The sequence below is a fragment of the Micromonospora sp. NPDC005979 genome (genome assembly GCF_040614415.1).
Lineage (GTDB): Bacteria > Actinomycetota > Actinomycetes > Mycobacteriales > Micromonosporaceae > Micromonospora.
In genome coordinates, this window is sequence record NZ_JBEXUR010000006.1 from 323876 (window position 1) to 335612 (window position 11737).

Genomic DNA, 11737 nt, shown 5'->3' on the forward strand with positions numbered 1-11737 from the left:
CGACGGGCCCCACGACCGGGCCGCGCTGCGGCCGTGACCTCCCCGACGTACAGTCTTGCCCCGTGTTGGACGTGATCGGCCTGACCCCCGCCGAGGAGGAGCTGTACCGCTGCCTGCTCCAGCTCACCACGGCTCGCGTCGACGAGCTGGCCGGCCGGCTGGGACGGCCCCGGGCGCAGGTCGTCGAGCAGATCGAGGCGTTACGGGCCAAGGGTCTCGTGCAGCCCACCGAGAACGACCCGGACGGCCCGCTGCGCCCGACCGCGCCGGACGTCGCCCTCGGCGCCACGCTGTTGCGCCGCCAGGAGGACCTGGAGGCCGCCCGCCACCGGGTCACCCAACTGGCCGAGGAGTACCGCGCCGGCCTGCGCCGCCACCACGTCGACCACCTGGTCGAGGTGATCCGCGGCGGACGGACGCTCCGCGACCGACTCCGCGACCTGCAGAACTCGGCCCGCGAGGAGGTGCTGTGGTTCTGCCGCGCCAACCCCCTCGCGATGGCCGGCCCGGAGAACGTCGAGGAGTTCGACGCCCTCGCCCGCGGGGTGAGCTACCGCGCCATCTACGAGCGGGACCTGCTGCTGGAACCGGGGGCGCTGGCCGACCTGGCCAAGGGGGTCGCCGCCGGTGAGCAGGCCCGCGTGCTGGACCGCCTGCCGGTCCGACTGGCCATCGTGGACGCGCGTACCGCCATCTGCCCGCTGGTGCCCGACCGGGACGGCGGCGAGCCGAGTGCCGCGGTGATCGGCCGCAGTCAACTGCTCGACGCGCTGCTCGCCCTCTTCGAGAGTCACTGGCGGGTCGCCACCCGGCTGCGGCTCGACGATCCGCTGTCCGGCGCGACGTCCGAGCACCGCCGCGACACCGGCGACGCCCGTCCGGCCGACGGCTACCGGCCCGACGCCGACGAGGCCCGACTGCTGTCGCTGTTCGTGGCCGGCGTACCGGACAAGTCCATCGCCTCCCAACTCGGGGTCAGTCGCCGGACGGTGCAGCGCCGCCTCGCCGACCTGATGGACGCCGCCGGTGTCGACACGCGTCCCGGACTGGCGTTCCAGGCCGCCCGGCGCGGCTGGCTCTGACGACGCGGCCGGGCCCACCATCGACACGACGGTGGGCCCGGCCGGTTTCGGCGATCAGCGCAGCCCGTACGCCCGCAGCACCGTCTGGTCGACGGTGTTTCCGGCCCGGTCGGCGGCGTGCACCCGCAGCGACACCGTTCCGCGTCCGGCCGGCACCGTCGCCGTGTAGCGGACGCCCGACCCGTGGGTCGGTACGGACCGCCAGGTGACGCCCTCGTCGAAGGAGACCTGCACGGTCACGCCGACGCCCTTCGGAGCGGAGACTCCGGCGGGCTGGCGCAGGGTCAGCCCCACCTGGTGCGGGCGGTTGCCGGGCACGGTGCCGGACAGGTCGGCCGGCACCCGGTAGTCCACCTGCAGCAGCGACAGCGGCGTCGCCGCCGCACCCGCCGGGCGGGCCGAGGTGAACTGCCACGCCGTGTCCGTCCGGGTGCCGTAGCGCCATCCGTCCGAGGCCCGACGGGTCGTCACGTCGAGGCGGTAACGGGCCGCCCCCGCCGTGGTCGGCACCGGCGTCCAGCCGTCGGACAGGTCGGCGATCTGCCGCCCGTCGCGGCTGAGGCGGGCCTCGACGTCGTCCGACTCCTCGCTGTTGCCCGCCACGCTGTAGTGCCCGTCGGCGTCGACGAACTCGGGCACCCGCACGTCGAGAACGTCGCCCTTGCGCGTCGGCACCGGCACGCCGGTCTCCGGCACGGCCGGACGGACCACCGGAGCGTGCCAGGACTCGGTCTCGCGGTCGTCGGCGGCGTACCGCCGGGGCTCCTGGGCGAGCCCGCCGGTCAACTGCCCCCACTGCATGAACATCTGCTTGTGCAGCACCCGGTGCTGCCACCAGTTGTCGCCGGCGCTGACGAACTCCTGCCGGACGGTCCCGTTGTGGACCAGGCGCTGGTCGTCGTTCCAGGCGTACTCCTGCCACGGACGCCAGCCGAACCGCTCCTCGGTGGCCCAACCCGCGCCCGTGTCGCCGTAGCGCGCGGTCACCTCGGCGGTGTTTCCCGCGGTCACCGTGTGCACGATGCGCTCCGGCACCCGCCCCTTCGACACCTGCCACACGTCGTACAGGTAGGGGCTGTCCACGGTCAGCGTGAGGTCCAGCGTCGCGCGACCCGTTCGCGCCGCCGCGATGAGTCGCTGCCCGTCGTCGTACGCCACGACCATCGCCGGGACGGGAAGCCGCTCCCCCTCGGGACGCCAGACCGTCCACGCGCTCTGGTCCTCGGGGCGGACGATCAGCACCGCCGCCGCGCCGGCCGCCGCCGCCGCGGCCACCTGCTCCTCCTCGCTGCGGTTCTCATCGGTGGTGAGCAACGCCGCGGCGCCCCGCGCCCGCTTCAGCTCGTCGGGCGTTCCGGTGCCCGCCCAGACCAGCGGCAGCTTGCGTCGCCCGGTCGGCGCCGGGGACGAGCCCAGCAGGTTGATGTCCGACGGCGCGGACACACCGGTGACCCTGGCGTCCACCACGGGCGCGACGAGCTGCCAGCGGGAGGCGAACTCGAACTCACCCTGGCGCACCGGACGGGTCGGCGTGACGTTGACCTGCTGGACGGTGCTGTACGCCATGACGCCGTTGTCGATCTGCCGGCCGTTGCCCAGTACCCGGTGCACGTAGAAGCTGAGGGTGGCCCGCTGCTCGCTGGGCTTCGGCGTCTCGACGCGTACCGGCGTGCCCTTACGGGCGTCGAGCACGACGGTCAGGTCCCGGTCGACGGTCAGCTCGGGTTCGACGGTCTGGGTCAACTGCTCGTCCAGGGGAGCGCCGTGCTCGACCAGCGCGGTCAGCAGGTAGGTGCCCTCCTCGACCCGCAGGGTGCCCTCGCCGGGCCACCAGCCCCAGTAGTCCGACTCGGGCTGCTCACCGAAGAGGGTCAGGGCGGGCGAGAGGGTCGGCTGACCCTGCCGGCCCAGCACCTTGATCGTGACGTCGTGCTGCGGCCCGCTGACGGTGAGGCCCACCGGGGTACGCACGGCGACGCCGTCCGCGCCGGTCGCCACCAGGGCGCCCCCGTGCGGGCCCCGGGCCAGCTTCGCCGGGTCCGCGCGCAGCGGCACGGCCACGCTGCCGCCCGCCGGCACGGTCACCTCGCCCGCGCCGACGGCGACGCCGTCGGTCTCGGCCGCGCCGGTGTCCAGGTTGCGCAGCTCCAGGGCCAGGCGCAGGGTCCGCGCGACCGAGGTGCCATTGGTGTACGTCACACTGCGCTCGGCCACCGGTCCGCCGGTGGTGACCCGGCCGAAGTCGGCGGTGGCCGACCCGTACACCCGTTGGGTGAGCGCCCGCGCCACGTCGACGCGACCACCGCCCTGCTCGAAGACGGTCAGCTCCGGGTTCGCCTTCGTGGTGCTGACCAGTGCGTCCTTGAGCGCGCCGGCCTTCCAGTCCGGGTGGTCCTGGGCGAGGATCGCCGCCGCGCCCGCCACGTGCGGGGTGGCCATGGACGTCCCGGACGCCGCCGTGTAGGCGTCGTCGACCGGCGTACCCATGGTGGTGCCGGCGGCCCGCGCGGCGACGATGCCCACGCCCGGCGCGGTGATCTCGGGCTTGATGCCGTTGTCGCCCACCCGCGGTCCCCGGCTGGAGAAGTCCGCCAGGTTGTCGTCGCGGTCGACCGCGCCGACGGTGAGCGCCGCCGCGGCCGCGCCCGGCGCGTTGACGCTCCGCGCCTCGCCCGAGTTGCCGGCCGCGATCACGAACAGCGCGCCCGTCTCGGCGGTCAGGTCGTTCACCGCCTGGCTCATCGGGTCGGTGCCGTCGGTCGGACCGCCGCCGAGGCTCATGCTGACGACCTTCGCGCCGGAGTGGGCGGCCCACTCCATGCCGGCGATGATGGCCGAGTCGTAGCCGGCGCCGCCGTCGTCGAGCACCTTGCCGACCAGCAGCCGCGCGCCCGGGGCGACGCCCTTGCGCAGCCCCGCCGACGCCGCTCCGCTGCCCGCGATGGTGGCGGCGACGTGGGTGCCGTGGCCGTGGCCGTCACGGGCGCTGCCGCTGCCGGAGAAGTCCCGCTCCTCGGCGATCCGGCCGGCCAGGTCGGGGTGGGTGGCGTCGACACCGGTGTCGAGCACGGCCACCGTCACGCCGCTGCCGTCGCGGCCGGCCGCCCAGGCCGCCGGAGCGCCGATCTGCGGGACGCTGTGCTCCAACGTCGGGCGCACCCGACCGTCCAACCAGACGTGGGCGACGCCGCCGCCCAGCCGGGGCGCGGCGGTCGTGGTCCGGGTCGTCGGCGTGCCGGCGAGCGTGGTCCACAGGCCACCCAGGTCAGCCTTGTCGACCCGCAGCGCGGCCCCGTTGATGCTCGGCAGGGGCCGGGCGTCGGTGACGCCGCCGAGCGGCCGGACCCGGCCGGCGGACGGCTCCTGGTAGCGCACGATCAGCGGCAGCGCGCCCTGCGCGGCGTCGCCGTAGCCGTCGGCGGCCAACTCCTGCACGTCGAACAGGTTGGCGTCGAGGACGCCGCTGGAGATAAAGGGAGCGACGTCGCTGGGCAGGACCCGCAGCCCGCCGTCGACCTCGAGGGTCTGGAAGATGATCCGCTCCCGCCCGGGTCCCGGGCGTACCGTGGCGGCGACCCGACCCGGCGCGGCCGGCGACAGTTCGACCTGGTCGCCGGTGATGAGGGTGATGCGGACGGGCGCGACGGCCGGGGCGGACGCGCCCAGGCTCGGGCCGGTGGGCCGGACGGGCGGCTCGGCGGAAGCCGGCGCGGCGAGGCCGACCACCAACGCGCCGACCGCGCCGGCGCTGAGCCAGCGGGGGGACCAGTGCATGCGATGCGCTCCTTCACTCCTTCGGGCCCGACATCCGTGGATGAGGACCGATCGGAGTCTGCGACGCAGCGCACAACCAGGTCACTAGCCTCTCGCCGCCGCAGCGGCGACATGTCGTCAGGTGGACAACCGCCGGACACCGACGGTGTGTGCCACCGTCACCGGCGGCTGCCCCGCCAGCCGTGCACCGGCAGGCCGAACTTGGCGACCAGCCGGTCGGTGAACGGACGGGCACGCAGCCGGACGATGCATACCGGCAGGGCGCCCCGACGCACCGTCACCCGGGCGCCGGGCGGCAGGTCGTAGACCCGCCGGCCGTCGCAGGCGAGCACGGCGAGGGTCGTGAACGGGTCGACGGTGATCACGAACGTCGACGTGGGTGCGGTGACCAGGGGCCGGCTGAACAACGCGTGCGCGCTGATCGGCACCAGCAGCAGGGCCTCCACCTCCGGCCAGACCACCGGACCGCCGCCGGAGAACGCGTACGCGGTGGACCCGGTGGGGGTGGCGCAGACCACGCCGTCGCAGCCGTAGCGGGACAGCGGGCGACCGTCCACGTCGACGAGGAGTTCGAGCATCTGCGCCCGTTCGCCCTTCTCGACGCTGATCTCGTTGAGCGCCCACGACTCGATGGTCGGGCCACCGTCGAACTCGGCCGTGACGTCGAGCGTGAGCCGCTCGTGCACGGTGTAGTTGCGCTCGACGACGTCCCGGACCGCGTGGTCCAGATCGTTGATCTCCGCTTCGGCGAGGAAGCCCACCTTGCCGAGGTTGATGCCGAGCAGCGGTGCCTTCGCCGGGCGGGCCAGCTCGGCGGCGCGCAGGAAGGTGCCGTCACCACCGAGCGCGAAGACGATCTCGGCGCCCTCGGCGGCCTCCGGGCCGGTGACCGGAACCGTCCCGGGCAGGTCGAGGTCCTCGGCCTCCTCGGCGACCACCCGCACCTCGAAGCCCGCCGCGATGAGGTCGGCGGCGACCGACCGGGCGTGCTCGGTGCTGCGCCGACGACCGGTGTGCGTCACCAGCAGTGCCGTGCGGCTCATCGGACCGGCCGCCCGTCCGCGACCGTACGGCCCGACGGCCACACCCCGGCACGCCCGCGTGCCCTCGTGCGCCGCTCGCTGTACGCGTTCACCCTGCGACCTCCTCCGCCGCCGCCACGCCCGGCACGTCGCCGGCCGTCGTCGGACCGTCCGGCCCGGCGTCCACCACGGCCCGCACCCGCTGCGGGTCGGCCGCCGGCGCGCCCCGGCGCAACCATACGAAGAACTCGACGTTGCCGCTGGGCCCCGGCAGCGGGCTGGCCGCCACGTCCGCCAGGCCGAGACCGAGCTGGGCCGCCGCGGCGGCCACGTCGAGCACCGCCTCGGCGCGCAGCGCCGGGTCGCGGACCACGCCGCCGGCCCCGACCCGTTCCTTGCCCACCTCGAACTGCGGCTTCACCATCAGGGCCAGGTCGCCGTCGTCGCGGGTGCAGCCGGCCAACGCCGGCAGCACCAGCCGCAACGAGATGAACGACAGGTCGGCCACCGTCAGGTCGACCGGCCCACCGATCGCGTCCGCCACGAGGGTACGGACGTTCGTGCGTTCCAGGACCCGGACGCGCTCGTCGGTCCGCAGGGACCAGGCGAGCTGCCCGTAGCCGACGTCCACGGCCACCACCTCGGCGGCGTCGGCGCGCAGCAGCACGTCGGTGAAGCCCCCGGTCGAGGCTCCCGCGTCCAGGCAGCGCCGCCCGGCGACGCGCAGCCCACCGAACGCGGCGAGGGCCCCGGCGAGCTTGTGCCCGCCCCGGGAGACGTACTCCTCGGTCGGGTCCTCGCCGGTGACCAGCAGCGGGTCGGCGGGGTCGACCATCGCGGCGGCCTTGCGCGCGGTCACTCCGCGCAGGTGGACCCGGCCGGCCTCGACCAGCGCGGCGGCCTGCTCACGCGAGCGGGCCAGCCCGCGACGGACGAGTTCGGCGTCCAGCCGGTTGCGACGTGCCATGGGTGTTTCTCCGGTCTGTCGGGCGGAGTCGCCCTGCTCAGGTCAGGTCTGGTCGATGGTGGCGAGGGTCTCGCGCAGCGTCTCGTAGGCCGCCTCGTACTGCGCGATCTGGTCGGCCGGGGCGAGCGCCGCCGCGTTGTCCATGGCGCGCACGGCCGCCTCGACCGCCGGGTGGCTCGCCGCGTCGTCGGCACCGGTCGGCAGGTCGGGCGGCGGGCCGGGACGGGCGCCGGCTGGCGGACCCGGCCGGGCCGCGAACGAGCCGGCCGGCGGTGGGCCGGGCCGGAAGCCCTCGGGTGGGCCGGGACGAGCGCCGTCGGTCACGACCCACCATCCGGGCGGCGCTTACGGACGGCCTTCTTCGCCGGCATGTCCGCCGGAGTCGGGGTGTCGTCCTGGTCGGCGGACTGGTCTTCGCCGGTCCGGCTGATCGTCGCGGGCGGCTTGCGGGCGATGGCCTTCTTCGCGACGGCCTTCTTCGCGATCGCCTTCTTGGCGACGGGCGCGACGGCCTGCTGCGCGACGGGCGCGGCGGGCACGGCGGCTTGTTGGGCGACGGGCGCTCCGGCGGGGCCGTCCGACGGCACCGGGCCGTCACCGGGCGGCGCCGCGCGGGTCGGATCGGGCTGCGGCGCGGGCTCGGCGGCGGACTTCGGCGCGGGTTCGCCGGCGGACGTACCGCTGGCCGTCGTCTCGGTGGTGGACTCGGCGGCCCGCGCCTCGCGCAGTTGCCGCTCCAGATCCCGTACCCGTCGGGTCAGCTCGGCCACCTCGTCGGCCGTCGCCAGACCGACCGCGCCGAGGGCCCGGTCGACCTCGAAGCGGACCAGTTTGGTCAACGCCTCCCGGTTGGCGGCGCTGGTGCTCACCAACTCCTCGCCGAGCGCCTGCAGCTGGGCGGCGGTCGCCCCGCCCGTGCCGACCACACGACGCACCGCGTCCTGCGCCTTCTTCCGGGGCGCCTCCGCCAGGCCCAGGGCCAGTTCGAGGTAGGCGCGCCACGCGTCCTGCATGCCATGGTCCTTCCATCGGGCGGGGTCTGCAGGTGTCACGCTACCGGGCACCCCGGACTGTCCCGTGCGGTACGGTGCCGGGGACGGCGTGGCAATCGGCGAGGGGGACATGTGGCCAGCGTGGACGAGTGCCGGCAGGCGTTGCAGGAGCTGGCCGCCCGGTTGGACCGCAACGCCGAGACGGTCCGTGAGCGTATCGACCTCGAACGCACGCTGGCCTGCCGCATCACCGACCTGGACACGGCCTTTCACGGACGGATCAGCGGTGGCCGGCTGGTCGAGCTGGCCGACGGCGACGACCCGAAGGCCAAGATCGCGCTCAGCACGTCCAGCGACGACCTGCTCGCCCTGGTCCGCGGCGACCTGGACGTCACCAAGGCGGTCACGTCCCGCCGAGTGTCGATCAAGGCCAACCCGTTCGACCTGATGAAGCTGCGCAAGCTGCTCTAGAGGTTCCCGCTCCCCCGGCCCGGTGTGGCGAGGCTGGCCGTCAGCCGTCCCGCCGTCGGCCGGTTCCACCCCGCACGGGCCGCCGCACGCGGTTGTTGGCCTCACGCGGCGGCTGGCCTCACGCGTTGGTGGGCAGCCCGAAGCTCTTCAGGGCGGCAGCCGCGTCCGTGCCCGCCGGGCGGATCGCCGGCAGCGTCGGGGCCGCCCACGCCGCCGCGCACAGGGCGGCAAGCGCGTCCAGCGCCCGGCCGTTCCCCGCCAGCTCCAGCGTCCCGTCGCGGTCCGTGACGGCCCAGCCGCCGGCGTCCGTCGGGCCCGGGACCCGCACCGCCGCCGCCGGGTCGAAGAGCCCCGCCAGGTCCCGCGCGACGTACGTGGGCCGCCGTCGTGGCTCGGCCGCAAGCAGCTCGGGTACGTCACTGACACCGGTGAGGACGAGCAGACTGTCCAACCCCGCACGGCGGGCGCCCTCGATGTCGGTGTCCAGCCGGTCTCCGACGACAAGTGCCTTCCCGCCGTCGCCGCGCCGGGCGGCGGTCTCGAACAGGGCCGACTCCGGCTTACCGACCACCACGTCCGGATCCCGCTCCAACGCGGTCCGCAGCACCGCGACCAGTGACCCGTTGCCCGGCAGCGGGCCTCGGGCGCTCGGCAGCGTGCGGTCGGTGTTGGTGGCGACCCAGATCGCGCCGGCCCGGACCGCGAGCGACGCCTCGGCCAACTCGGCCCAGCCGACCTGCGGGCCGTAGCCCTGCACCACCGCGGCCGGCTTCTCGTCGGCGCGACCGACCGGGGTCAGTCCGACCGCCCGCAGCTCGGCGCGCAGCGCCTCCGCGCCGACCACCAGCACCCGAGCGCCGGCCGGCAGCCGGTCGCGGAGCAGCTCGGCCGCCGCCGCCGCGGAGGTGAGGACCTCCTCCGGCCGCGCCGGCACGCCCATCCCGGTCAGCAGGTCGGCGACGTCGCTGGAGCGACGCGAGGCGTTGTTGGTGGCGTACGCCACCGCCCGCCCCTCGGCGTGCAGTTGGGCCACCGCCTCGACGGCGCCGGGAATCGGCCGGTCGATCAGGTAGATCACACCGTCTAGGTCGAACACGACCAGGCTGTACCCGTCGATCAGCCGCTTCCCGGCGTCCGCGCTCACCGCTGCGTCGACTCCGGCTCGTCGCCCCGGACGGGGTCGGTCCCGTCGCCGCTCACGACACGGCCACCGTCGTCGGCGGGCGTGGTCAGGGCCGGGGAGGAGTCGTCCGTCTCCGGAGCGAGCACGTCGTCCTCGTCGTCACCGTCGACGTCCTCGTCGTCACCGTCGACGTCCTCGTCGTCACCGTCGACGTCCTCGGCATCCACCCGGTCGGCGTCCTGCGCCAGGCGGCCGGTGACGCCGTCCTCCTCGTCGTCGTCGAAGTCCTCGTCCTCGTCGTCGAAGTCCTCGTCGCCGTCGGGGTCGTCCTCGTCAGCGTCGTCACCGGCGGTCAGGTCCGTGTCCGGCTGAGCCGGTACGGCGCCCGGCGTGCCCGGTCCGGCGGCGATCTCCTCGGTCTCGTCCTCCTCGTCGCCCTCGATGACGACGCCGTCGAGTTCGAGCAACCGCTCCGCGGCGTCGGTCTCGCCCTCGGTGTCCACGTCGGCGGCGCGGGAGAACCACTCGCGGGCCTCCTCACGCCGGCCCACCGCGAGCAGCGCGTCGGCGTACGCGTACCGGAGTCGCGCCGTCCACGGCGCTGCCGTCTCGCTGGTCAGGTCGGGCACCTGGAGCATGGCGACAGCGGCGTCCTTCTGGCCGAGATCACCCCGCGCTCCGGCGGCGACGATCAGCAGCTCGATCGCGACGGCCTGGTCCAGCTTCTCCTGGTCGGCGCCCCGGTACAGGTCGATCGCCCGCTCCGGCCGGCCGAGCGCGCGCTCGCAGTCGGCGAGCACGGCAAGGTGACTCTGCAAACCGGTCATCCGGTGGTACGTCCGCAGCTCGGCGATCGCGCTCTGCCACTCCCCCGCGTGGTACGCGGCCAGGCCGACCGCCTCGCGGACAGCGGAGATCCGCGACGCCAGCCGCCGGGCGGCCAGCGCGTGGGCCAACGCCTCGGCCGGGTCCTCGTCGATCAGCTGACCGGTGGCGACCAGGTGTCGGGCCACGGTCTCGGCGACCGGCTTGTTCAGCGAGAGCAGCTCGGCACGGACGTCCTTGTCGAGGTCGGTCGCGACGATGTCGTCCGGCAGTGCCGGGGCCGCGCCGCGCCCACCCTCGGACGCCTCCGGGCCCGCCCCACGCTCGTCGCGGCGGTGGTCGTCCTCGCGACGCGGCCGGTCGTCGGACCGGAAGCCGCCGTCACGGTCGCCACCGCGGTACCCACCTTCACGGGGAGCACCACCCTGCCGGCGGTCGCCACCTCGGAAACCGCCATCACGGTCGCCACCCCGGAAACCACCCTCGCGCGACGCGCCACGCTCACCGCTCCGGAAGCCACCCTCGCGGGACGGACCGGAACGACCACGGTCACCACCGCCCTGGTAGCCGCCCTCACGACGGTCCCCACCACGGAAGCCGCCCTCGCGCTCACCGCCACGGAAACCGCCCTCACGGCGGTCGCCACCACGGAAGCCACCGTCGCGGTCGCCGCCCCGGAAGCCACCCTCGCGCGGGCCGCCGGAGCGCGTCGCGTCGCGGGAGCCACCCTCACGGCGGTCGCCACCACGGAAACCACCGTCACGGTCACCACCACGGAAGCCACCCTCGCGACGGTCGCCACCACGGAAACCACCCTCGCGGTCACCACCGCGGAAGCCACCCTCACGCGGCGGACCGGAACGACCACGGTCACCGCCACCCTGGTAGCCGCCCTCACGGCGCTCGCCACCACGGAAGCCACCCTCGCGGTCACCGCCCCGGAAGCCACCCTCGCGGGACGGACCGGAACGACCACGGTCACCGCCACCCTGGTAGCCGCCTTCACGACGGTCCCCACCACGGAAACCACCGTCACGCTCACCGCCACGGAAGCCACCCTCACGCGGCCCGCCGGAGCGCGTCGCGTCGCGGGGGCCACCCTCACGGCGGTCGCCACCACGGAAACCACCGTCACGGTCACCACCACGGAAGCCACCCTCGCGACGGTCGCCACCACGGAAACCGCCCTCGCGGTCACCACCGCGGAAGCCACCCTCACGCGGCGGACCGGAACGACCACGGTCACCGCCACCCTGGTAGCCACCTTCACGACGGTCCCCACCACGGAAGCCACCCTCGCGGTCACCGCCACGGAAGCCACCTTCACGGGACGGACCGGAACGACCACGGTCACCGCCACCCTGGTAGCCGCCTTCACGACGGTCCCCACCACGGAAACCGCCCTCGCGGTCACCGCCACGGAAGCCACCCTCACGCGGCGAACCGGAACGACCACGGTCACCACCACCCTGGTAGCCACC

Annotated in this window: 10 protein-coding genes; 3 read left to right on the forward strand and 7 right to left on the reverse strand. The window is 74.8% G+C overall.

The window, feature by feature from the left end:
- Nucleotides 1–62: 62 nt before the first annotated feature.
- A complete protein-coding gene (locus ABZ272_RS13420; RefSeq protein ID WP_355050201.1) occupies nt 63–1082 on the forward strand; it encodes a helix-turn-helix domain-containing protein in 1020 nt (339 codons plus the stop codon).
- Nucleotides 1083–1136: 54 nt separating this feature from the next.
- On the opposite strand, the gene ABZ272_RS13425 is transcribed toward ABZ272_RS13420, so the two are convergent.
- The 5 genes from ABZ272_RS13425 to ABZ272_RS13445 all read right to left on the reverse strand — a co-directional run bounded on the left by ABZ272_RS13425 (nt 1137) and on the right by ABZ272_RS13445 (nt 7858).
- Nucleotides 1137–4856: a S8 family peptidase gene (locus tag ABZ272_RS13425; protein ID WP_355050202.1), complete on the reverse strand. Its 3720-nt coding sequence runs from the start codon at nt 4854–4856 to the stop codon at nt 1137–1139.
- Nucleotides 4857–5014: 158 nt separating this feature from the next.
- Nucleotides 5015–5899, reverse strand: a complete 885-nt coding sequence (locus ABZ272_RS13430) for an NAD kinase (protein ID WP_355050203.1) — start codon at nt 5897–5899, stop codon at nt 5015–5017.
- A gap of 88 nt (nt 5900–5987) precedes the next feature.
- Nucleotides 5988–6845 carry a TlyA family RNA methyltransferase gene (locus tag ABZ272_RS13435; protein WP_355050204.1) on the reverse strand — a complete coding sequence of 286 codons (858 nt, stop codon included), beginning with the start codon at nt 6843–6845 and terminating at the stop codon, nt 5988–5990.
- A 42-nt stretch (nt 6846–6887) separates the two neighbouring features.
- Entirely contained in the window at nt 6888–7169 is a 282-nt protein-coding gene (locus tag ABZ272_RS13440) for a hypothetical protein (protein ID WP_355050205.1), read from the reverse strand.
- Nucleotides 7166–7858 carry a hypothetical protein gene (locus ABZ272_RS13445; RefSeq protein WP_355050206.1) on the reverse strand — a complete coding sequence of 231 codons (693 nt, stop codon included), beginning with the start codon at nt 7856–7858 and terminating at the stop codon, nt 7166–7168. Before ABZ272_RS13445 ends, ABZ272_RS13440 begins: the two co-directional genes overlap by 4 nt.
- 111 nt (nt 7859–7969) lie before the next feature.
- Between ABZ272_RS13445 and ABZ272_RS13450 the strand changes: the two genes are divergently transcribed.
- On the forward strand, nt 7970–8308 hold the full coding sequence (locus tag ABZ272_RS13450; protein ID WP_355050207.1) for an SCP2 sterol-binding domain-containing protein: 339 nt from the start codon (nt 7970–7972) through the stop codon (nt 8306–8308).
- 118 nt (nt 8309–8426) lie between these two features.
- Here the strand turns inward: ABZ272_RS13450 and ABZ272_RS13455 are convergent, their stop codons facing one another.
- Nucleotides 8427–9452 (reverse strand): HAD-IIA family hydrolase, encoded by a 1026-nt coding sequence (locus tag ABZ272_RS13455; protein ID WP_355050208.1) that lies wholly within the window; start codon nt 9450–9452, stop codon nt 8427–8429.
- A complete protein-coding gene (locus ABZ272_RS13460) occupies nt 9449–10444 on the reverse strand; it encodes a Replicase polyprotein 1ab (protein WP_355050209.1) in 996 nt (331 codons plus the stop codon). Before ABZ272_RS13460 ends, ABZ272_RS13455 begins: the two co-directional genes overlap by 4 nt.
- Here ABZ272_RS13460 and ABZ272_RS13465 point away from each other — a divergent pair.
- Nucleotides 10433–11737, forward strand: a 1305-nt coding sequence (locus tag ABZ272_RS13465) for a hypothetical protein (protein WP_355050210.1), incomplete at its 3' end; no start/stop codon positions are given. The two genes, ABZ272_RS13460 and ABZ272_RS13465, sit on opposite strands and share 12 nt — an antisense overlap.